This is a genomic window from Acinetobacter sp. GG23 (genome assembly GCF_057766365.1).
Map to the genome: position 1 here is coordinate 379,227 of NZ_JBYMDJ010000001.1, position 24,331 is coordinate 403,557.

A 24,331-nucleotide genomic window follows, 5' to 3' on the forward strand; every position below is an offset into this window, starting at 1 on the left:
AAACCGATCTTACATGACTGTCGCCGAGTTAAATCAAAAAGCTTCGCGATTTGTTATAATCTCATGCCAAGATAGTGATTAATACTGCAAAAGTGGAGTAACAACTTTGGAAGCGCGCGTAATTGGTCTAGAAAAATTAGGGAAACACGACGTTGAACTTGTAGGTGGGAAAAACTCATCTTTAGGTGAAATGATCAGCCACTTATCTAATGCTGGTGTGTCAGTACCAGGTGGTTTCGCAACTACAGCGGCTGCGTATCGTGAATTTCTCGAGCAAAGTGGCCTAAACGCTAAAATTCAGGCAGAGCTATCAACTTTAAATGTTGATGACGTAAATGCTCTTGCAGTAACTGGCGCCAAAATTCGCCAATGGATTGTCGATACTCCGCTTACAGCAGAACTTGAAAAAGAAGTTCGCAACGCTTTCGCTGAATTGTCTAACGGCAACCCTGATATCGCGGTTGCCGTTCGTTCATCTGCAACTGCAGAAGACTTACCAGATGCTTCTTTTGCCGGCCAGCAAGAAACTTTCTTGAACATTCGCGGTATTGATAATGTATTGATCGCGATCAAAGAAGTTTTTGCATCTTTATATAATGACCGTGCAATTGCATACCGCGTACATCAAAACTTTAAACACGAAGTTGTTGCCTTGTCTGCAGGTATTCAACGCATGGTACGTTCTGAAACAGGTGCTGCCGGTGTAATGTTTACACTGGATACAGAATCTGGTTTCCGTGATGTTGTCTTCATTACTGCATCTTATGGTTTGGGTGAAATGGTTGTTCAGGGCGCTGTAAACCCTGACGAGTTTTACCTGTCTAAACCATTATTAAATGCAGGTAAACATTCTATCTTGCGTCGTAATCTTGGTTCTAAACACCAAAAAATGATTTATGGCGAAGAAGCTTCTGCTGGTAAATCGGTGGTTATTGTAGATGTTGAAAAACAAGATCGTCAACAATTCGCGCTAAACGATCACGAACTGCAAGAACTTGCCAAACAAGCATTGATCATTGAAAACCATTACGGTTCACCAATGGACATTGAATGGGCGAAAGATGGCGACGACGGTCAAATCTACATCGTTCAAGCACGTCCTGAAACAGTAAAAAGCCGTGAAAATGTCGGCACAATGGAACGCTACCTGCTTAAACAAAAAGGTACTGTGATTTGTGAAGGCCGTTCAATTGGCCAACGTATCGGTTCGGGTCGCGTACGTATCGTTTCTTCAATTAAAGAAATGGACAAAGTACAACCAGGTGACGTTCTTGTATCTGACATGACTGATCCGGACTGGGAACCAGTAATGAAACGGGCTGCAGCGATTGTTACCAATCGTGGGGGTCGTACTTGTCACGCAGCAATTATCGCTCGTGAACTTGGTGTTCCTGCTATCGTAGGTTGTGGCAATGCAACTGAAGTGCTTACTGATGGTCAGGAAGTAACTGTATCTTGCGCAGAAGGTGATACAGGCTTCATCTATGAAGGTTCTTTAGATTTCGAAATTCAACGCAACTCGATTGAATCAATGCCTAAACTTCCGTTCAAAATCATGATGAACGTGGGTAATCCTGACCGCGCATTCGATTTTGCAACCATTCCAAACGAGGGTATTGGTCTTGCACGTTTAGAATTCATCATCAACCGCATGATTGGTGTGCATCCTAAAGCGTTATTAAACATTGACAGTCTTCCACGCGAAACTCGTGCAGCTGTTATGGCACGTACAGCAGGCTACTCTTCTCCAATCGAATTCTATGTAGAAAAATTGGTTGAAGGTATTTCAACACTTGCTGCTGCTTTCGCTGACAAACCAGTGATTGTTCGTATGTCTGACTTCAAGTCAAACGAATATGCGAACTTGATCGGTGGTAAGTTATACGAGCCGGAAGAAGAAAACCCAATGCTTGGTTTCCGTGGCGCTAGCCGTTACGTTTCTGACAACTTCCGTGACTGCTTTGAGCTTGAATGCCGTGCATTGAAGAAAGCACGTGATGAAATGGGCTTAACCAACATTCAAATCATGATTCCTTTCGTACGTACAGTTGCTGAAGCGAAACGTGTGATCGAGTTATTGGCTCTGAATGGTCTTAAACGTGGTGAAAATGGTCTTAAAGTGATCATGATGTGCGAATTACCGACCAATGCATTGTTGGCTGAACAATTCCTTGAACACTTCGATGGCTTCTCTATTGGTTCTAACGACTTGACTCAGTTAACACTTGGGCTTGACCGTGACTCTGGTATTGTTTCACACCTGTTTGATGAACGTGATCCAGCAGTTAAAGCGCTACTTTCTATGGCGATTCATGCATGCCGTAAAGCAGGTAAATACGTGGGTATTTGTGGTCAAGGTCCTTCTGACCACCCTGATCTTGCACAATGGTTAATGGAACAAGGTATTGAATCAGTATCGCTAAACCCAGACTCGGTTTTAGACACCTGGTTCTTCCTTGCTGAAGAAAAGGCTCAAAAAGCTTAATAAACTCTGTTAAAAAAGACCCAAATCTGGGTCTTTTTTATTTTATTAATTATAAAAACTTAAAATAAAATATTGCAGTTCATCTAAAAATAAGCATAAAAATCAATCTCTAGTTGTACATTGAAGATACGATAAAAAAATAGTGAGCCATTTTGTAGATGGGATTTATGTGTGGCAACATGTTCGAAGCAGAAGGAAAATATACATACCTTTCAACAAAAAACCTGTTTAATTCTCCCAAATTAAACAGGCTTAATTTACGCTGAATTTTAGATTTTTTTGCAGTTATTGTTTGTTTTTACTAAATATATAATCAAATTATTTCAATATGGTGAAAACAAAAAAATACGATTATTTAATGAATTGTATTTTTTTTGATTGACTATTACTTTATCTCTTTCAAAAAATCACGACAAACCTTAATTTCCTCATTATCAACTATGGAACCGATTTACATCGCGTGAAGGCTGAATATACACCTGAAAAAAAAGAAAATTAGATTCTCTTTTATTTCATCCGCAAAAATACCTACCAAGTATGAGAAGTTAAAACTAGAACTCAAAAACTAAAATGATAGAATCATAAACCATATTTTATACAAAAATTTTTTTAACTAAAAGAGTAAATTACAATAACCCTCTTTCATAAATTTAAAAAAAAGTATCTTTTTGACTATTATCTATAGTAAAAGATTTACCCTATTCATGCATTCTGTCTATGGCATATATCGAATCAAACTAACTTTCTGAAACACAGTTCAAGCGACACACCGGCATCTCATGCTTAACTTATCTAGTGGTTGAGTAACTAAAAATGCATGTCCCTGCCAAAAGCACACCGCCTAGTTAGGCTTGGAAGATCAAGTTCTGCTTTATCTGAACTATTAGGGGAAATACCAAAGTTTATTCCATATTGCGACAAGTTATGGTATTTCAGAACCAATAGCCTCAAGAATTTTACATCTTGTAGAAGACTGTTTGATTCAGTCCAATTTGTTTAATTTGCCCAAGAGTTTGTTTGACGGTAAAGGGATAGACGGGAATGTTGTGATCAACAATGCTACAAAAACTCCCATGCAACGGCCTAAAAAATAGAAAAAAACTACAGCGGTAAGAAAAAGCCCCATACCTTTAAAGTACAGGCCATAATTTACTACAAGACTCAGCAAATACTGAGCTTATGTGCTAACCGTGGTACAGTAAATAATTTCAAGCGATTTAAACGTAATTTACAGCAGATTCCTTGCAGGGTTTTTATCTTTGCAGATAAAGTCTATCAAGGGATTTATAAGGTGTATTCAAAACATCTGTTGCCAGTTAAAACCAAGAGAAGTTGTAAATTAAATGCTGTACTAAAATACTATCAGCAAGGAAATCAGTAGAATAGGAATAGATATTCAGCATGCTTTTAGCAGTCTAAAACATTCAAAATTCTTGCGAAATATTATCGAAGTCGAAGTAAAAAAACTCGGTTTAAGATTTAATTTAATCGCTGGAATCTAGGACTTGGAACTGAGCAAAAAAATAATCTATAAAAGAGGTCTAGTCTTTTTAGATTAATATATTTCATTTAGTATTTTATATAATTACGATCCATCTTGACTAGCTCCTGTTCTACTTCAGCAATAATTCTCTGCATCTCTTCCCTCTTTTGGCTTTTCGATTGAATATATACTGATAGTACTAGGCCCAAACAGCATATAAAAAACATGCTTATAAGTACTGCCAATTTTCTATCTTGCATGCCATTAACTCAAACTTTTATTTATCCAAAAAAATTTATATTTTGCTAATTAGTTTTCAATGGTTCAGCTGACTAAACCATAGATTTTTATCAAAAATTACATTTATTTTTTACTTTTCTTTTCTTGTAGCCATAAAAAACTCGCCATGGGGCAAGCTTTTTTGGGATTTAACCTTATTACGCAGGGTTTATCACGTAAAAGTAAGTCAATATTACGAATAATAAAAACACAGCAGCTACTAAATAACTACCTGTAGTATTAAAACTTTTAATAAAATCGTACATATAAACATATCAAGATTGTAACTTTTGGTAAAATATACAATATAAAATTTTCATATTCAATATTGATTTGAATAATCAAAAGTGCTTTTTAATACATTTTTATACAGTTTCACATTGGGTAAGCTTCTTAATTATCCCGAATCATGTATAAGAAATTAACTTGAAAAATAGGAGGATTAAAGCCATCAGTTGAGTAACCACACTAAGACCACAACTTTGTCCTTATCTTGATTGCTCATATATGACTCATACTGAATTATTCTGTATAATTTTGGCGTATCTAAAGTAATGACGTTTCATTAAGTAGGGGTACTTCAGGGATGAGGATTTTACATAGTACGGGCTGTAGTCGTCGTTAAATCGAAATGAAAGCAAAGTTATGGGCGAGAAATATGACGTGTAGTAAAAGCTAGGCTTAAATTATGTTCACTTTGAATAATTGATCATTTGCGAATTTTGCCAAGAAGATTTTAAAAACAAGCCAGATCTATCAGAAAACATAAATTTGAACACTATCGATAGTTTTATTGAAGAAGGTGGATTTGGTAAGACCTTTATCGCTGTGTTTAGTCTGCCTAAATCAGTAAAGCAAAGATTAGAAGATGTCTCATGAACGTTAATTTTATTGTTTTTTATCTCCCCCCTTGGATTAAAGCGGGTAAGCAAAGCGGGCTTACTGAACTAATGAAAACTAAATGAAGACTGGAGTGAAGATATTCGAAAAGTGTTTGTGGAGTTTTAACGCTTAGGAGGATATTGATTTTTAAATAGGATAAAGCGCGACTTAAAGTTTCAGAAATTTTGAAACCAACCAATCAAAAATTAGTGTTTCACCACATTAGTGGTAGACGTGAAAATAGGCATTGGATTAACTTTATGCAATTTGGGTTGGGATGAATTCTGATGAGAGTAGTCGAAACTGTAACCGTGCAGGAAAATGACTGGCGTGACTTAATTCATCAAGAAATCTCACAGGCAATTGCATATGTATTTAATCAGCAGATTGATGAGCTACTAAATCTTACTCAAATTTTCAGCCGCATACGCAGATCAATGCCACATCTCTTTAGAAGCTTGAGTTAAAAAATATTCAATACAAATACTTACTAAAAACTGTTAAAGAAATGCAGCAATCCCATTGGGTGTGGAATGGTAAATATTATTGTTTGTTTAAATGGATTCTTTTCCAATCTAAATAGTCAATTTTCGATTGGCGTATTTCAGTTTTAATTGGCAATCAAAAATAGTTTTTAATTCATTAGAAAAATATAGCAATCAGGTATCCATTTGTTGTTGAAGAATTCTTTCACGATGTAGAGGTTTTTTAAGAATCTGCACATCCGTCCCTGAATTCCCCCCGGGCCACAATTTTGATTCTAGCCACGAGTTAAAAAAACCTGCTAGCAAAAATAAAATGATATCTTGCTGTTGAGGATGAAATATTCTCTAAACATCCCTCACACCATGAAACTGATAAAAATCTATTATTCGCTTTAGCTAAAGCTATATCGCACTTCATGTGTTTTAGAATAGAGTTAATACGACTAATCTCACGCTCAGCGCCTCGTTTTTTGCCTGAAACTGTGTCACGATACTCCTCTAAAGCATCTTTTAAGATGCAATGGTCAAAGATTTTATGATTTTCATCTATTAGAGCAACTTCAGTTTCTTTAGCCCATGCTTTCGCATCACGTACAGTATCAAAAAATTTTGACTGCGGTTTTTGTGGTTTTATGCAGATAGTGGCAGTAATGCATGCATTACGTTTCTAGAAGGTTGCCATAAGTATTGTTGTACTTAGTTTGAAAATCCGTTTAAATTTATTATTTATAAATTTAAAATCTTGCCTAAAAATGTGTATTTTAAAGGTGTTTAAAATATGACATAAATGAGACGCAAAAATAATTGCTCCTATTTAAGTCCTTTTTTCATCTATAATTTAAGGGTTTGCTATACAAACCTAATTTACGTTTTGAGATTTAATATTTATGCAAATTTACTTGGCTCGTAATAATCAACAAGCTGGTCCATACACCTTAGAGCAGTTGAATCAAATGCTCGCTAGTCAGCAAGTTCTGCTTACAGATTTGGCTTGGCACCAAGGCATGACCGAATGGAAAGCTTTAGGTGAATTAACCCAAGGTAAACTTGTATATCAACCTGAAGGTTATATTGGGTCTGCACCTTTTCCTGAGCAAACCCCTGTTCAGAATTCCGGCTTCAATAAAATACAGGTCGAAAAAAAAACTGCTCCAAATACTGAGCTTGCTTCTATTAGCACTCGGATCTTAGCAAAAATTATCGACTTATTGCTCTGGTTACCCGCAGCTGCCATTCCCTCTTTTTTTCTGAAACCAGAACAGATTAATCAGCTGTCTGAAATTCAGCAGAAGATGCAATCTGCCGACACCTCAACTCAAGCAGTTCAATTACAACAACAACTATTTACTCTTATTCCTGCAGAAGCTTGGCAAGCAATGGGGATATACATCATTATTATGCTTGGAATCCAGGCGTTTATGCTGGCGAAATCCGGACAAAGCATTGGTAAAAAACTGACCAAAATCAAAATTGTAGATGTAGAAAGTGGTGAGAAAGTAAGCTTAATGCGTGCATTCACTTTACGAAGTTTCATTTTTATTATTTTAAATCTGTTGTTTATGCCGTTTATCACGATCATTGATCATGTCTTTGCCATGAGTGAAAAACGTCAAACCTTGCATGATAAATTAGCCAAAACCAAAGTGGTTAAACAATAATTATGCACTCAAACAGGGATTATTTTATATCCCTGTTCCCCCCAGAATATTGATATTAAAATAAAATTATTATAGTAAAAGTTTAATTCCGAGTAAAAAAATCAGTTTTTATAACAGTCATTTAAAGCTTCCTTAGATATAGCTTAGTTCAACAATATGAGGCATAATGCCTCACAACGTAGCGGTGTCTCATAATTGGGAAGGATTTTTTATACTTAGAATTTCTAAGTGAAAATAAAAATATTTCCAATCATGCGACACTTTAATCGCTATCCCATATTAAATTAGGGAATGGGACTCTTCACCGAGGTTGTAAAATGAGACAAACAATTTTAGCTGTATTGTCTTTATCTGCGATGGCTGCACTCTTGACTGGGTGTGGCGGTGATATGGTACTTCTAAACTCAAAAGGTCCAGTTGCTCAAGGTCAATCTGACTTGATGATGACTGCGATCTATTTAATGCTTTTGGTGGTTATTCCATCAGCAGTTATGGCATTGTGGTTTGGATGGAAATATCGCGCATCGAATAAAGATGCAGACTATAAACCTACATGGGCACACTCAACTGCAATTGAAATTGTAGTATGGGGTATACCTGTCATTATTATTGGTATTTTAGCGTGGTTAACTTGGTGGGGTTCCCACAAGTATGACCCATACCGTCCGGTCGAATCTGATAAAGCACCTTTAACTGTCCAAGTTATTGCTGAACAGTTCAAATGGATCTTCATTTACCCAGAACAAAACATTGCGACTGTTAACGAAATTCGCTTCCCAGAGAAAACTCCGGTTAGTCTTCGTTTAACTTCGAACTTCACAATGAACTCGTTCTTTATCCCTGCATTGTCTGGTCAGATTTATGCAATGGCGGGTATGCAGACTCACTTGAACTTCTTAGCAGATGAAACCAGCCCAGCTGAAGGCTACCGCGGTTTCTCTTCTAACTATTCAGGTTATGGCTTCTCACAAATGCACTTCCGTGCTCATTCTGTAACAGATGCTCAGTTTGCTGAATGGGTTGCTGCTGTTAAAGCAGGCAACGGTACTTCAGTAAATCCTAATGCAGTTCAAAAAACTGTTTTAGACCATACTGAATTTGCAGCTCTACGTGACGGTAACCGTTCTAAGCACCAAATTGAAGCAATGGTTGTGAATGCCCAAACTCCTGAAGAGAAGGCTGCTGCTGAAGCATTGAAGCCTTATCCAACTAAGCCACATCCAGTGACTTATTATTCTTCAGTAGAGCCTAAATTGTTCGAATCAGTGATTAACAAATACATGAGTAACTACCACGGTGCTGACCATTCGGCAACTGCTGGTCATGAAGCTGCTGCTTCTGATGCTCATGCCAATGTTGAACATGCGACAGCTGCTTCTGTAGAGGAATAAGACATGAGCTTATTAGGTAAGTTAGGTCCGGATTCAATTCCACACGATCCAATTGTATTGGTGACTGTTGCGATGATGATCCTAGGTGGCCTTGCAGTCGTTGCAGGTATCACCTACTTTAAAAAATGGAACTACTTGTGGACTGAATGGTTCACCTCTGTAGACCATAAAAAAATTGGTATCATGTATATCTTCGTATCTGTAATCATGTTAGTTCGTGGTTTTGCAGATGCGATCATGATGCGTCTTCAACAGTTCCTCGCTCGAGGTGGTGGTGAAGGTTATTTACACCCTGAACATTATGACCAGATCTTTACTGCCCATGGCGTAATCATGATCTTCTTCGTAGCGATGGGTCTAGTAGTCGGCTTAATGAACATCTCTGTACCTTTACAGATCGGTGCTCGTGACGTTGCCTTCCCATTATTGAACTCTCTAAGCTTCTGGCTATTTGCCGGTGCTGCAGGTCTAATGATGGCTTCTCTTGCGCTGGGTGAATTCGCTGCAACAGGTTGGATGGCTTATCCTCCACTATCAGGCATTGAATATTCTCCGGGCGTAGGTGTTGACTACTATATCTGGGCACTTCAAATTTCAGGCTTGGGTACGCTTTTAACAGGTGTTAACTTCTTTGTTACCATCATTAAAATGCGTGCACCTGGCATGACACTGATGGATATGCCGATCTTTACCTGGACATCTTTATGTACAGCAGTATTGATCATTGCAGCTTTCCCTGTGTTAACTGCAACTATTGCAATGCTTTCACTTGACCGTTACTTCGGTTTCCACTTCTTTACAAATGACTTGGGTGGTAGCCCAATGCTGTATGTAAACTTGATTTGGACTTGGGGTCACCCAGAAGTGTATATCTTGGTATTACCAGCATTTGGTATTTACTCAGAAGTTGTTGCGACTTTCTCGCGCAAAGCATTGTTCGGTTACAAATCAATGGTGTATGCAACTGTAGCAATCACAGTATTGTCTTTCGTTGTATGGGTTCACCACTTCTTTACCATGGGTGCTGGTGCCAACGTTAACGCGTTCTTCGGTATCATGACCATGATTATTGCCATCCCTACTGGTGTGAAAATCTTCTCGTGGTTATTCACCATGTATAAGGGTCGCATTACCTTTACAACCCCAATGCTTTGGACACTTGGCTTCCTTGTGACTTTTGGTATCGGTGGTTTAACAGGTGTATTAATGGCAGTTCCACCAGCGGACTTCCTGGTACATAACTCGTTATTCTTGATTGCTCACTTCCATAACGTAATTATTGGTGGTGTAGTATTTGCAATGTTCGCAGGTATCATTTTCTACTGGCCAAAAATGTTTGGCTGGAAACTCAATGAAACTTGGGGCAAAGCAGCGTTCTGGTTCTGGTTCTTCGGTTTCTACTTTGCATTCATGCCACTTTATATCCTTGGTTTCATGGGTATGACTCGTCGCTTGAATACATATGACAACCCAGAATGGGATCCGTATGTGTCGATTGCACTGTTTGGTGCCGTTCTAGTTGCTATTGGTATTGCATGTTTCCTAATGCAAATCATTGTTGGCTTCTTACAACGCAACAACAATATCGATCACACTGGTGACATCTGGGATGGCCGTACTTTAGAATGGGCAACATCTTCACCAGCTCCGTTCTATAACTTTGCTCATCTTCCTAAGATCAATGGTATTGATACTTTCTGGACTGACAAAGAAAATGGCATCGCATATGCTAAACCAACCCAGTATGAAGACATTCATATGCCAACCAACCGTGCGGCTGGTTTCATTATTGCAATGCTGATTACTGTAATGGGCTTTGCTTTAATCTGGCATATCTGGTGGTTAGTAGCCGTTGGATTCATTGGTGCTATCGTTTCGTTTATCGTAAGTTCATTCACTAAGAAAGTGGATTACTATGTGCCTGCTGCTGAAGTAGAACGCATTGAAAACGAACGTTATGCGATTCTTGAAAAACACTTGAAGAAGGACTAAGACAATGGCTGAAGTACTTCATCACGACAACCATGGACACGATGAGCATCATCATCACGATGATACTGACATCACAGTCTTTGGTTTCTGGACTTACTTGATGAGTGACTTGATCCTATTCGGGACACTCTTCATCGCGTTCGCTGTATTAAGCAGTCACATTCCTCTTGGTACCCCAAGTGCTAAAGAGCTTTTTGGTGATTCTTTAGGTTTCGTTTTAACTGAAACTTTCGCCCTCTTGATCTCTTCTGTGACCTTCGGTTTTGCCGTACTTGCTTCATACAAGAAAAATGTTGGCCAAGTTCTAACTTGGTTAGCAATTACTTGGGTATTTGGTGCTGCCTTCATTGGTATGGAACTTTATGAGTTCAATCACCTTGTACACGCAGGCCATGGTCCGACCACAAGTGCGTTCTTATCGGCATTCTTTACCTTAGTTGGTACGCACGGTATTCACGTAACTTCTGGTTTGGTATGGATGCTTGTGTTGATGTATCAAATCAAGAAAAATGGTTTGACCCTTCCAAACACTCGTCGTCTTGCTTGCCTAAGCTTGTTCTGGCACTTCCTTGACATCGTTTGGATCTGTGTATTCAGCGTAGTTTACTTGATGGGAGTTCTATAATGAGTCATGACCATAACTCTGCTGGCGCAGCGCACGGCAATACAAAGCAATATACAATTGGCTTTATCCTTTCAGTTTTGCTTACGATCATTCCTTTTGGTATGGTTATGGCAGGCGGTTTTGGACGTGGCCTCATTATTGCAACGATTGCCATCACAGCTGTTGCTCAGATTCTTGTACAGTTAGTTTACTTCCTGCACATGAACTCTTCTTCAGAGCAGCGCTGGAATGTAATTGCATTCATCTATACAATTCTTACAGTGGCAATTTTATTGGTTGGCTCTGTATGGATTATGAACTACCTTCACTACAACATGATGATCTAAACTGATTGTCATGCTGAAAAAGTATTTATTCCTGACTAAACCAGGAATTCTCTTCGGTAACTTTGTTACCACTTTGGGCGGCTATTTTCTAGCCGCTCAAGGTTCTGTAGATTTCCTTTTATTGCTTATTACCCTCTTGGGTACAACTTTGGTTGTTGCCTCTGGTTGTGTGGTCAATAACGTTATTGACCAAGACATCGACCAAAAAATGCAGCGCACACAAAACCGTGCGATGGTTAAAAAATCGGTTTCTGTTCCTGGAGCCTTGGTGTATTCCTTGGTACTGGGTGTGATTGGTTTTAGCATTTTATGGTTCTGGGTAAATGCGTACGCTTTTTTATTTGCAGTGATTGGTTTTGTGGTCTATGTGGTGTTTTATAGCCTCTGGACAAAACGCACAACAATTCACCAAACCGTTATTGGAAGTATTTCTGGTGCAAGCCCACCAGTGATCGGATATACCGCTGTTAGCAATGAATTTGACTTAGCTGCACTGCTTATTTTTATTGGTTATGCACTTTGGCAAATGCCTCATTCATGGGCAATTGCAGTATATCGTTTTGATGACTACAAAAATGCAGGTATCCCGATTCTCCCTGTAGCACGTTCTGTTTTACGTACTAAAATTGAATCATTGATTTATGTTGTTTTATTTACCATCGCCATGAATGCCTTATTTGTATATGGTTATGCAAACTGGTTATATCTCGTTATTTTAAACGGGCTATGTATTTATTGGTTTTATATTGGTGTACTGGGCTTTAAAGCTGAAAATGATCAATTATGGGCAAAACGCTTTTTCCTATTTTCAGTCATTTTAATTACGATTATTAGTATCTGTTTTAGTTTTACCTCCCAAGCACCACCAACAAAAATCGTGTTTTTCTAGAAAAGATAGAGTTCTACTCTATCTTTTTTTATTCCTTAATTTTTATTACTTTAAAAAACACTTAATCAAGACCCCCTTCCATTTTTATTTATTTAAACCTTCCTGCTGTCAAGCTTGTATACAAATTCAATCATCATAAAAGATTTCCTTGTAATTTATCCCTAAAACCACTAAAATTCACGCTTCGCAATTTTTTGCGACACAACTTTGGTTGTGACTCCTTGCTTCTAGCTTTTCAAAAGTTAGGGGCTGCACAAACCGTAAGGAGCTGACAATGCGTCACTACGAAATCGTACTTTTGGTACATCCAGACCAAAGCGATCAAGTTGTGGGTATGGTAGAACGTTACCTAACTCACATCAAAGAAGCTGAAGGTCAAATTCACCGTTTAGAAGATTGGGGCCGTCGTCAATTGGCTTACCCAATTAACAAAATTCATAAAGCTCACTACATTTTAATGAATGTTGAATGTGGTCAAACTACGCTTAATGAATTAGAAGAATTGTTCCGTTATAACGATGCAATCCTTCGTAATGTTATTATTCGTCGTGAAAACGCAATCACTGAAGAATCATTGCTTGCTAAAAGTGCTGAAGAAAAACGTGCGCGTAAAGCACAACGTGAAGAAGCACAACAATCTCAAGACTCTGCTGAAGCATAAGGAGAACATTAATGGCACGTTTTTACCGTCGTCGCAAGTTCTGCCGCTTTACAGCTGAGAAAGTTGCGTACATCGACTACAAAGATATCGATACTTTAAAACAGTACATCACTGAAAACGGCAAGATTGTTCCTAGCCGTATTACAGGTACTAAAGCTCGTTACCAACGTCAATTAGCGCTTGCTATTAAACAAGCTCGTTACTTGGCTTTGATCCCTTACACTGACAATCATAAGTGAGGTTGAGCTGTGGATATTATTTTATTACAACGCATTAAAAACCTTGGTAAATTAGGCGATAAAGTTTCAGTTAAAGCTGGTTACGGCCGCAACTACCTTATCCCTCAAGGTCAAGCAGTAGCAGCGACTGAGTCAAATACTGCTGCTTTTGAAGCTCGTCGTGCAGAACTTGAGAAAGCTGAAGCTGATGTTTTAGCTGCTGCTCAAGCACGTGCTGATCAATTGAACGAAGTTAACATCGTAATCACTGCTAAAGCTGGTGATGAAGGTAAACTATTCGGTTCAATCGGTACTCGTGACATCGCTGACGCGTTGACTAATGCTGGTCTTGAAGTTGACCGTGCAGAAGTTCGTTTACCAAATGGTGCGCTTCGCAACACTGGTGAATTCAACATCGCAATTCAATTGCATCATGATGTTACTGCTGAAGTTCTCGTTACTATCGTATCTGAGTAATTTTCTGCAAGAAAAAGAGCATGCTTTTGTATGCTCTTTTTTTTATCTGTAAAAATAGGCAAAATAGCTTATCCAGATTTACCGAAAATAGTAAACACACATTATTTTTACTATTTTTAGCTCAATGAAATTTTCGATTCGCATTTTTTTTAAGAACAGGTATCATCTGTCTAGACGAAAATCGTTGAAAATTCACTATTCGTCTCAATTTTCAAACTACTTCTTTATCGCATTTAAAATCAGGGTTTTATATGTCACAGGCGAATGCCAATGCTATGCTTAACTCATCTAAAGTAGATAATAAAGGGAATGAGTCAGGCCAATTAAAAGAGTTTCGCACTCCCCCCCATAACTTGGCGATCGAGCAAGCTGTACTCGCAGCACTCATGACCGTGGCTGAGTCTTTCGAACAAGTGGGTGATGTACTCAGTGAAAATGATTTTTATGCGACACGGCATAAGTATATTTTTCGCGCCATTGAAAAATTAACCCAAGAAAACTCACCTTACGACGCAGTCTTAGTCAACGATTGGCTCATCAAACAGAATTTATTGGATGCTGTTGGTGGTGAAGAATATTTAATGCAACTCATGGCAGACTCGCCTTCTAGTTTTTATAACCTGGAAACCTATGCCAATAAAATTAAAGAATTTTCAACTTTACGCAGCATGATTAAAGTCAGCTCTGAAATTTTACAGAATGCTTATGATACCAAAGGTCGTAGTGTCAGTGAAATTTTAGATCTTGCCGAAACCAATATTTTTTCCATTGCTGAACAACATAATAATAATGCCAAAGCTCAAGGTCCAAAACCAATCAACGCTGTAGTTGCCGATGTTTTTGACAAGTTAAATGAATTGTCTCAAATGGAAGGCAGTATTACCGGTTTAACTTCAGGCTTTATGGAGCTGGATAACAAAACCTCGGGTATGCAATCGGGTGACTTGATTATTGTCGCTGCGCGTCCATCTATGGGTAAAACCACCTTTGCCATGAACTTGGTGGAAAGTGTACTATTTAACTGCGATCTACCTGCTCTTGTGTTCTCCATGGAGATGCCGGCAGACTCAATTGCGATGCGTTTAATCTCGGCTTACGGTAAAGTTCACCAAGGCCATTTACGCTCAGGCAAACTGGATGGTGATGAATGGTCTAAAGTGACCGGTACGATTTTACAGCTTCAAGAAAAAAATCTGTATATTGATGATTCATCAGCCCTTCCCCCAACAGAATTACGCGCGCGCGCGCGTCGTATTGCCAAAATGCATGGCGGTAAAATTGGCTGTATCATGGTCGATTACTTGCAGTTAATGAAAGTACCCGGTATGGGCGACAACCGTGTCGGTGAAATTTCGGAAATTTCACGAAGCTTAAAAGCTTTGGCAAAAGAAATGATGTGTCCGGTGATTGCCCTTTCACAGCTTAACCGCTCACTGGAAAACCGACCAAACAAACGTCCAGTAATGTCTGACCTTCGTGAATCCGGTGCGATCGAGCAGGATGCCGATTTAATCATGTTTATTTACCGTGATGAGGTTTATAACAAAGAATCCAAAGAAGCCGGCACTGCCGAAATTATTATTGGTAAACAGCGTAACGGCCCTATTGGTACGGTGCGTCTGGCTTTTGAAGGCCAATACACCCGATTTAGTAACCTTTCACCAGAGTTTTATGCTCAATATAATGATGAAGAATAAGTAATAAAAAACGAGGTAATGACCTCGTTTTTTTAGCTGCTTATTTTTGTCCACGTCTGCACTTCAATTCTTTTAAGTGAAAGCTGATTTTAGCTTCGCATATCTTTCTACAACTTAATCAACTTTGAATATAAAAAGAGATAAAAAAAGTATGATCAGCTACTGTTGATATTTTAATAATAGAATCAAGTCATGCTATCTAAAATTTAATTGAAATATATTTTAAATTAGTGTTTATTTTCAGCCATAGGAATACAATATGGCACTCTATTCTGCTTAAGTTCCTCCCTCCCTTTTGAGTGAGATCACAAGCATATCCACAATATTGATCGCAGCTTATAAGTGATTGTTCTAAAATTGCTGTAATGTTTCATTGTAACCCCAAGGAGTAACCAGGGTGCGCCAAGCAACAGTTTATATTGACAGAGAAGCGCTGCAATATAATTTAAACCGTGTTAAACAACTTGCACCAACTGCTCAAATTGTAAGTATGGTTAAAGCCAATGCTTACGGACATGGAGTCAAAGACTGTTTAGCAGCCTTAAGTGGAACGGATGCCTTTGGTGTCGCCTGCCTCGAAGAAGCACTTGAAATTCGTGAACTCGGCTATCAACAACCAATTACCATCATCGAGGGTATTTTCTCTGAAGATGAAATGCGGGTTGTGGTTGAAAATAACATTGAATGCGTCGTGCATCAGCAACAACAACTCGACTGGTTGCGAACATATAAAAATGTTTATATTGGCAAAAACTTAAAAGTTTGGGTCAAACTCAATAGTGGTATGAACCGTCTAGGTTTTAAAGCACCAGAGATTATTGAAGTCATTAATGCTCTTAAAGCGGAAGGTTTTACTTGTGTTTTAGCGATGCACTTTGCCAATGCTGATGCAGAAAATCACCCGTTAAATGAACAACAAAAAAATCAATTTCTTCAGGTTAAAGAAGCTTGCGCGCCAGTAATGGCTTCTTGCTGTAACTCAGCAGCCATTTATAAATGGCCTGAACTGAATTTTGATTTTGTACGTCCCGGGATTATGCTTTATGGTGCATCTCCATTTGCAGATAGATCAGCACAGGATTTAGATCTGAAACCGGTAATGACCTTTACTGCTGAAATCATTGCTTTAAACCATATTCAGGCAGGTGAATCTGTAGGCTATGGCTCAACCTTTAAGGCTGAAAAAGAAATGGATTTAGCCATCGTTTCAATTGGTTATGGTGATGGCTATCCGCGTGCTTTCGTTAAACAAAACTATGTTGCGATAAATGGTCAACACACATGTGTGATTGGTCGTGTTGCCATGGATATGATCGCCATTGATATCACAGGCTTAAACGCAAAAATTGGTACCGAAGTTGAACTATGGGGTAAAAACCGCTTAGTCGATGATGTGGCTGAAGCCAATGGTACGATTGGTTATGAACTTTTGTGTCGTCTAAGTGCCCGTCCAATAAGAAAGTAAACTTTTATGCCGTATAAAAAACCCAAGTTTGTACTTGGGTTTTTTAGCTCTGTTTAATCTAGATAATCATCTGTAGGAATAGGCAGTTTCTGTAAGCCACGGCGTAAAGTGTCTGACCACTGTTTACTCAGCTGCCTAAAATATGGATCTTCTTCATAAATGCGTTTGCCATTAGGAACGTGTAAGGAATCTTTATGATAAACGATTGTGTCTAACGGCATTCCCACTGAAACGTTGGAACGTAAAGTAGAATCAAATGAAATCAAACTACAGCGTACCGCCTCGTCTAAGGGCATTTCATAACTTAAGGCCCGATCTAGTATCGGTTTGCCGTATTTACTTTCCCCAATTTGAAAATAAGGTGTATCTTCTGTCGCGCAAATAAAATTACCTTGCGGATAAATATTATAAAGCTCCATTGCTGCACCTTTAATTTGGCCACCTAACAGCAGACTACAATAATAATTACTCTGTTCGTGAGCATGCGTCTCTTGCGTAACATCTGCAATGACTTTTCTTAATATTTGACCCACCAGCTCCGCCATTTCAAACATAGTATTGACACTATATAAGTTGGGTTCTTGGCCAAGTTCCAAGTGATTATTCAAATGCCCAATAACAGCTTGAGTTGTCGCTAAATTTCCAGAAGTTTGTATGGTGATAAATCGCTCACCCTCCACACCAAAGGTATAGAGTTTACGAAATACAGAGATATGGTCTACGCCCGCATTAGTACGAGTATCGCTAACAAAGACCAAACCCTCTTTTAAACGTAGCGCACAACAATAAGTCATGAGAGCTCCTTATGACTTTTAAAATTTCAGCAAGCGAGCACTTGAACTATAGAGTTCATCGACTCAGTACCACCGCGCTCTCTTATGCCTCTTACTGGCGCAACATCCCAATAATCTCGACCGATTGCCACATAAATATGTGAATTAGGTGTAAATAACTGGTTGCTGATATCAAAACAATACCACGAATTTTCAAAAAATACTTCTGCCCAAGCATGACTTGCGAGGTGAGAAGTATTTGGTACAAATAGATAACCTGAGACATAGCGTGCAGGCAAGCCTAAATATTTACACATCGCAATAAACACATGGCTATGGTCTTGACACACGCCCTGTCGATATTGAAAGGCTTCAATAGCAGAGGTTTGCACAGAGGTCTGATCAGGTACATAAGGAATATAATTGAGTATGGCTTCAGATAAAATAATTAAATTTGCTCGATTTAGCTGAGGAACATAATATTTTGCAAAATTTTTCATTTCTGTATTGCATAAGGTGCTAGGCGTAGGCTGTAAAAACAATTTGGGATTAATTGAGCTTTCAATTCCAAATTGGGTATTTGGATCCATCTCTACAATACCTTGCGCCATAATAGTCATCTGGCTATAAGGTTGGCGCTGTGAACTGGTAATCCAGATATTATTAAAAGCATCTGTTTTAACTTGTTTCTCGCCGGGTATACTCACATTCCAGGCATGCACTTGCTGATGCAAATTCGTGGTCGGAGTCATCTTGATATATTGAATGCTGTTACACGCTAACTCAGTATATTGATAATGGGTTTGGTGATTAATCATCAGCTTCATACATCCACCTCAAATAGGTTTTGGATATGGTCACTGAAGTGGTAAAAATTCATACTGTCTGGATTTAACTTAAGCTGCTGCCATGCCCTGTCCACTCCTTTCCAACCAATCTGATTTAACAGCTCTACCGTTTTATCAATATTCTCCAAAGTTTTGCTGCGATCCTGCTTAAGCCGAAGTTGTCGATCTAACTGTTCTATATTCTGCCCCAAAGTAAAAAACAGGAAGATCTCTTCAGATTCAGCTTCTAAAATATCCTGACATTCTCCAGCCACATCACAAATATAAGCCGCATTTTCAATCGCATTTTTGATTAGCTGGTTGAGTTCTGCATAAGCTTTTGCAGAAAATATCCCTCGTAAATCTTGTACATTATCTTTGGCATGTTGAAATTGCTGAGCAAAAGATGCAGGTTGTTCTGTTTCGAGCAATAATGAATTTAGTGAGTCTGCATCAAACGCCGGCAAGCAAAATGCATGTGCATATTGCAATGCGCCTTGGTTATTATGAAATGGAAATTGACTACACAAATATTGAATACGCGTTAAGTAGCGACCTAACCAAAAAATATGTTGAGCATTACTATTTAATAAAATCATGACTTCTTTCCCATGGTTAGATGTTTAAGAATGAAGATTATCGACGACCCATGTGTCTTTAACTCCACCACCTTGTGAAGAATTCACTACTAAAGATCCTGCCTGCATAGCGACACGTGTCAAACCACCGGGAACAATCTCTGTCCGATAAGGTGAACTGAGAACAAAAGGACGCAAATCGATATGACGTTCAGCTACTCCAAAATCGGTCAGGGTGGGACAAACCGATAAATCCAGAGTTGGCTGCGCAATATACAAGTTCGGCGCAGCAATAATTTTTTCTCTAAAAGATTTAATTTCAACTTTTGATGCTTGGGGACCAATCAACATGCCATATCCACCCGACCCTTGGGCTTCTTTCACCACCAACTGCTCCAAATTAGTGAGTACATAATCCAGGTCTTGTGTTTCACGACACTGGAAAGTCGGGACATTTTTTAAAATTGCTTGTTCACCCAGGTAAAAATGAATCATTTTATCAACATAAGGATAGATTGATTTATCATCCGCCACCCCAGTACCGGGTGCATTTGCAATCACAACATTGTGACATAAATAGGCTGACATTAAGCCCGCCACTCCTAAACTACTATCAGGCATAAAACATAATGGATCTAAATAGGCATCATCCACTCGACGATAAATTACATCAACTTGCTGTCTTCCACGGATAGTTTTCACATAAACCTTATCGTTTTCTACAAAAAGATCACGTGATGTCACTAAAGGCACATCCATTTCCCTGGCCAGAAAAGAATGCTCATAATATGCGCTGTTATAGCGTCCCGGCGTTAATACGACAATAAAGGGCTTATCGACACAGGCATTTTCAGCCAAGATTTCTTTAAGTAATTGCGGGTATTGTTCAATGCCTAGAATGTTGTTTTGCTGGCATAAATCAGGCATCAGTTTCTGACTAAGTTTGCGGCTTTCCAGCATATAAGACACACCTGAGGGCGTCCTTAGGTTATCTTCCAGTACATAAAATTCGCCATGACGGTCACGGACAATATCAATTCCGCTAATTTGACTATAAATTTTACCTTTTAATTCATGCGCATACATGTGTGGCTGATAGGCTTCATGCGTCAGCACTTGCAGTTCAGGCACAATATCGGCTTTTAAAATATCTTGCTGATGGTAAATATCGTGTAAAAACAAATTGAGCGCGCGTACTCGTTGTGCACAGCCCAGCGCGACTTTATTCCAATGCTTTTTCTCAATCACTCGTGGAATGAGATCATACGGAATGGTGCGCTCAATCCCTTCCGACTCACCATAGACTGTAAAAGTAATCCCCTCATACAAAAAGTGATCTTTCGCTGCCTGATTTAATGCCTTTAATTCATCAATCGTATGTTGTGATAACCACTGTTCAATCTTGTTGCGCGTTTCTTCTGATATGGTTTGGTCATCTACTAATTCATTAAAAAAATGTGATTTAAACTGTTGAAATAACCCATTAATTTTAGAGTGGTTGTTAACTTTTATTGCAATTGGCATAGGGGTATCTGTGCCTAAAGTATTGGGGAAATGTTCAATCGTAGAAACTGGAGGTATTCGATCATTTTCTTTAAACATATTACCCTCATAATTGTTATCTATTCTTAAATAGTGCGAAGCAAAATATATGCCAATAAAAAATCCTTTTATCGTCTTTTCTATTTACCCACTAAAATTATCTACAATCAATGGCATTTTTAGACTTAACATGTTTCAAATTATTGATAGAGAGAGATAGAAAAATTTGAGAAAAATATTCAGTTTTTTTATTGTTTTCCTGATTTAATGCAGCTATAAACAATCTACTCGATTTTTAATGTTAGTTATGTCTTCACAAGAAAAAGAAACGTCCAACAGCCTATACCGACAATGGCAAATTTTATCTCGTCTTTCTACTGGAAAGTGGATGGGTACCCGAGAATTACAAGAAATTCTGCAACGTGAAGGTATTGATATCAGCTTGCGTACTATTCAGCGTGACTTAAATCAGATCTCGCTGCGCTTTCCTATTGAAAGCAGCAAAACTGTCCCTCAAGGCTGGCGTTGGCGTTCAGATGCACCCATTCAAAGCTTACCGCATATGACCAGTTCTCAGGCGGTGACCTTTATGATGGTAGAAGAACATTTAAAACACTTGTTACCTCCTAGTCTGATTGAAGAAATGAATCCTTGGTTTGACTTGGCACGCCGTAGCTTGTCCACCCAAAATAATGTGCGACAATGGATTAACCGGGTTCGTATTGTTCCCGCCACTCAACCCTTAATTCCACCTGTAGTCGATAAAATGGCGCAACAAGCAATTTATGAAGGGTTGCTGCAAGACAAACAACTGGAATGTGTTTATCAGGGACGTAGCCACTTAAGTGAAGAAAAAACCTATACTTTGAATCCCTTAGCTTTGGTTCAAAAAGGTGCGATTATTTATTTAATCTGTACCCGGCATGATAAAACTGATATTCAGACTTTTGCCCTGCACCGTTTTAAATCAGCCATTGTTTTAAATTCACGTGCAATGCATCCGGTTAACTTTGATATTGATGCTTATATTGATTCTGGCGCTCTAGGCTTTAGAGTCGACTATAACAAGCCGACTGAAAATATTGCCTTGAAACTGATCATGACTGAAGAAGATGCACATTATTTTGATGAAAGTCAGCTCAGTAAAGATCAGACCATCCGAAAACTGGACCATGGTTTAGCTCAAATTACTGCAAGCGTACCTTTTACCTCTCAACTGGTCTGGTGGCTAAGAGGTTTTGGCAATAAGATTCAGCAAATCGAGCCAATTGAGGTTTCAAATGCAGTTCGTCAAATCACTGATGAGATAAAATAACTAAAAATAAAAAAAGTCCCAATAATTGGGACTGGAGAATTTTTCTATTTGGATCTATTTTTTATTATCGTATTGTGGGTTTCCAGAACATCAGGCTTTATTTTCTCACCCCACCACAAAGCTTGATGGCTGTTGATTTGATTGCTGGAGTGAAGAACATTGAGCTTTAGCACGCTAGATCTCCACTATTATATCGGATTGATTTCATCGTCATATGAATTACCTCTGTTGCTAACGTAAAATCAATGTACTGCATAATATAAGTATTGAGAAATCATAAGATCAGAAGCTTTAAGCAGATTTTTTATTAAGCATTTATTCTGGATTTTAATTACGCTCAATTCCTATCCAATACACTCAAACATCACTTAACTTAATTGTTCATAATAAGTGTCTGATTTGAATTTCAATACTGATTTAGTAAAACAATCAATAATGATTACTTCGATATACTGTTCGCTATAACTAGCAATAATTTGAGTTTTACAAATCAGAACTTGCAGCATGTCCGCAAAATAGGCAAATTCAATTGATTCATAATAATTTGGAAAAACTAGAATGCCAGGTCCCGTTCAGATTGTTAGACATAAGCTTTTAAATACTTTTTTCTCACGGTACTCAGTCTGGTTCACTTTTATTTTCATTGCTCTCACCATTAGCTGGTTCCGGATCGTTTACGCTCCACATTATATTTATTACTTTATTTCGGACACCTTGCTGAATTCCTTATGGCTGATTTCAGGCATACTCAGTTTGGTCGGCTTATATGATGTCCTGCAAAACAAGCATTCAATCCTAAAAAACTATCCGATCATGGGGCATTTCCGTTTTATTTTTGAAGATTTCCGTCCCGAAATTCGCCAGTATTTTATTGAAGCCGATCAGGATGCCCTGCCATTTTCACGAATGCAACGCAGCCTGGTATATCAACGCTCAAAGAATGAAAATGCCGATAAGCCCTTCGGGTCCATTATTAATGTCTATCAACAAGATTATCGTTTTATCACCCATTCAATTACGCCATGCAAGCCTGCCCATCCAGATAGTTTTCGGATTCAGATTGGTAATCATCAATGTCAGCAGCCTTATAGTGCTTCCATTATGAATATTTCCGCCATGAGTTTTGGCAGCATGAGTGCCAATGCAATTCGAGCTTTAAATTTGGGCGCGAAAATGGGGAACTTTTCTCATGATACAGGTGAAGGCAGTATTAGCCCTTATCATCTGGAGAACGGTGGCGATATTGTCTGGGAACTGGGCAGTGCTTATTTTGGCTGTCGTACTTTAGATGGACACTTTGATCCTGAAAAATTTACCCGGCAAGCCCTGCTACCGCAAGTCAAAATGATTGAAATTAAATTATCGCAAGGGGCAAAACCCGGACATGGCGGTATTTTACCTAAAAGCAAGATTTCAGAAGAAATTGCCCAAATTCGTGGTATCAGTCGTGAGCATGACTGTGTCTCTCCTTCTAAACATTCAGCCTTTAATACGCCGATTGAAATGATGTATTTCATTCAACAACTGCGCGAGCTATCTGGTGGTAAACCGGTTGGTTTTAAGCTGTGTATTGGTCAGCCCTGGCAATTTATGAGTATTGTTAAAGCCATGCTGGAAACTAAAATTGTGCCCGACTTTATTGTGGTAGATGGTTCTGAAGGTGGCACAGGCGCAGCCCCGATTGAACTGATTGATCATGTAGGTACGCCTTTGCGAGAAGGCTTGCTGTTTGTACACAATACTTTGGTGGGCGCTGGTTTGCGTAATCAAATTAAAGTCGGGGCGAGTGGTAAAATTATCAGTGCTTTTGATATTTCCAGTACTATGGCAATTGGTGCAGACTGGGTGAATTCAGCACGTGGATTTATGTTCGCGGTCGGCTGCATTCAAGCGCAAAGTTGTCATACCAATCAATGTCCGGTTGGTGTTACAACTCAGGACAAAGAGCGACAAAAAGCCCTGCATGTTCCCACCAAAGCCGTACGTGTACTAAATTTTCATAAAAATACTATGCTGGCTTTGTCTGAAATGATTGCTGCGGCTGGACTCAAACACCCAGCGGATATTAAGGCTCACCATCTCGCGCAGCGCATTAATGACCGCGAAATCAAGAATTATGCACAATTACACTTTTGGTTAAAAGAAGGTGAGTTGCTCAGCTGTGAAGATAAAGATGATGAAAATTTTTACTTTCGAATGTGGAATTTAGCCCATGCAGAGAAATTTTAACCCGGCTTTGAGTGATAGATATGCTGGTATTTAGCAAAAAAGAGCTTATAACGA

The 24,331-nt window shown here is 38.7% G+C and carries 18 protein-coding genes and 1 pseudogene; 15 read left to right on the plus strand and 4 right to left on the minus strand.

Annotated elements, in window-relative coordinates; translation table 11 throughout:
- Positions 1-106: 106 nt before the first annotated feature.
- The 13 genes from ppsA to alr all read left to right on the plus strand — a co-directional run bounded on the left by ppsA (position 107) and on the right by alr (position 17,013).
- The gene (gene ppsA, locus AC3CAU_RS01855) at positions 107-2,485 is read left to right on the plus strand and encodes a phosphoenolpyruvate synthase (RefSeq protein WP_447053207.1); all 2,379 of its coding nucleotides are present in this window, start codon (positions 107-109) and stop codon (positions 2,483-2,485) included.
- Between the two features lie 1,090 nt (positions 2,486-3,575).
- Positions 3,576-3,866 carry a transposase gene (locus AC3CAU_RS01860; protein ID WP_447054318.1) on the plus strand — a complete coding sequence of 97 codons (291 nt, stop codon included), beginning with the start codon at positions 3,576-3,578 and terminating at the stop codon, positions 3,864-3,866.
- Between the two features lie 2,635 nt (positions 3,867-6,501).
- A complete protein-coding gene (locus AC3CAU_RS01865) occupies positions 6,502-7,272 on the plus strand; it encodes an RDD family protein (RefSeq protein WP_131216153.1) in 771 nt (256 codons plus the stop codon).
- A gap of 317 nt (positions 7,273-7,589) precedes the next feature.
- Entirely contained in the window at positions 7,590-8,663 is a 1,074-nt protein-coding gene (gene cyoA / locus AC3CAU_RS01870) for a ubiquinol oxidase subunit II (protein WP_131216154.1), read from the plus strand.
- Positions 8,664-8,666: 3 nt separating this feature from the next.
- The gene (gene cyoB / locus AC3CAU_RS01875; protein ID WP_131216155.1) at positions 8,667-10,655 is read left to right on the plus strand and encodes a cytochrome o ubiquinol oxidase subunit I; all 1,989 of its coding nucleotides are present in this window, start codon (positions 8,667-8,669) and stop codon (positions 10,653-10,655) included.
- 4 nt (positions 10,656-10,659) lie between these two features.
- Positions 10,660-11,280, plus strand: coding sequence for a cytochrome o ubiquinol oxidase subunit III (cyoC, locus tag AC3CAU_RS01880; protein WP_424619651.1), 621 nt, complete (start codon positions 10,660-10,662; stop codon positions 11,278-11,280).
- A complete protein-coding gene (locus AC3CAU_RS01885) occupies positions 11,277-11,606 on the plus strand; it encodes a cytochrome o ubiquinol oxidase subunit IV (protein ID WP_171459146.1) in 330 nt (109 codons plus the stop codon). The genes cyoC and AC3CAU_RS01885 overlap by 4 nt, the downstream gene beginning before the upstream one ends.
- Positions 11,607-11,616: 10 nt before the next feature.
- Positions 11,617-12,495, plus strand: coding sequence for a heme o synthase (cyoE, locus tag AC3CAU_RS01890; RefSeq protein WP_131216158.1), 879 nt, complete (start codon positions 11,617-11,619; stop codon positions 12,493-12,495).
- A 274-nt stretch (positions 12,496-12,769) separates the two neighbouring features.
- Positions 12,770-13,156 (plus strand): 30S ribosomal protein S6, encoded by a 387-nt coding sequence (gene rpsF, locus AC3CAU_RS01895; RefSeq protein ID WP_053578020.1) that lies wholly within the window; start codon positions 12,770-12,772, stop codon positions 13,154-13,156.
- Between the two features lie 11 nt (positions 13,157-13,167).
- Positions 13,168-13,395: a 30S ribosomal protein S18 gene (gene rpsR / locus AC3CAU_RS01900; RefSeq protein ID WP_004676982.1), complete on the plus strand. Its 228-nt coding sequence runs from the start codon at positions 13,168-13,170 to the stop codon at positions 13,393-13,395.
- Positions 13,396-13,404: 9 nt separating this feature from the next.
- Complete coding sequence (gene rplI, locus AC3CAU_RS01905; RefSeq protein ID WP_131216159.1) at positions 13,405-13,851, plus strand: 50S ribosomal protein L9; 447 nt, start codon at positions 13,405-13,407, stop codon at positions 13,849-13,851.
- Positions 13,852-14,102: 251 nt separating this feature from the next.
- Complete coding sequence (dnaB, locus tag AC3CAU_RS01910) at positions 14,103-15,548, plus strand: replicative DNA helicase (RefSeq protein WP_131216160.1); 1,446 nt, start codon at positions 14,103-14,105, stop codon at positions 15,546-15,548.
- A gap of 397 nt (positions 15,549-15,945) precedes the next feature.
- On the plus strand, positions 15,946-17,013 hold the full coding sequence (gene alr, locus AC3CAU_RS01915; protein WP_447053208.1) for an alanine racemase: 1,068 nt from the start codon (positions 15,946-15,948) through the stop codon (positions 17,011-17,013).
- 53 nt (positions 17,014-17,066) lie between these two features.
- Here alr and AC3CAU_RS01920 read toward each other — a convergent pair whose 3' ends face one another.
- The 4 genes and pseudogenes from AC3CAU_RS01920 to AC3CAU_RS01935 all read right to left on the minus strand — a co-directional run.
- The gene (locus AC3CAU_RS01920) at positions 17,067-17,807 is read right to left on the minus strand and encodes a proteasome-type protease (RefSeq protein ID WP_447053209.1); all 741 of its coding nucleotides are present in this window, start codon (positions 17,805-17,807) and stop codon (positions 17,067-17,069) included.
- A 26-nt stretch (positions 17,808-17,833) separates the two neighbouring features.
- Complete coding sequence (locus AC3CAU_RS01925; RefSeq protein WP_447053210.1) at positions 17,834-18,613, minus strand: transglutaminase family protein; 780 nt, start codon at positions 18,611-18,613, stop codon at positions 17,834-17,836.
- Positions 18,610-19,212, minus strand: coding sequence for an alpha-E domain-containing protein (locus AC3CAU_RS01930; RefSeq protein ID WP_447053211.1), 603 nt, complete (start codon positions 19,210-19,212; stop codon positions 18,610-18,612). Before AC3CAU_RS01930 ends, AC3CAU_RS01925 begins: the two co-directional genes overlap by 4 nt.
- Positions 19,213-19,236: 24 nt before the next feature.
- A pseudogene (locus tag AC3CAU_RS01935) lies at positions 19,237-20,670 on the minus strand (circularly permuted type 2 ATP-grasp protein); the annotation flags it as partial.
- Positions 20,671-21,040: 370 nt separating this feature from the next.
- Between AC3CAU_RS01935 and AC3CAU_RS01940 the strand changes: the two are divergent.
- Both AC3CAU_RS01940 and AC3CAU_RS01945 read left to right on the plus strand, forming a co-directional pair.
- On the plus strand, positions 21,041-22,048 hold the full coding sequence (locus AC3CAU_RS01940; protein ID WP_131216166.1) for a helix-turn-helix transcriptional regulator: 1,008 nt from the start codon (positions 21,041-21,043) through the stop codon (positions 22,046-22,048).
- 558 nt (positions 22,049-22,606) lie between these two features.
- Positions 22,607-24,277 carry an FMN-binding glutamate synthase family protein gene (locus tag AC3CAU_RS01945; RefSeq protein WP_131216167.1) on the plus strand — a complete coding sequence of 557 codons (1,671 nt, stop codon included), beginning with the start codon at positions 22,607-22,609 and terminating at the stop codon, positions 24,275-24,277.
- The last annotated feature ends 54 nt before the right edge of the window (positions 24,278-24,331 follow it).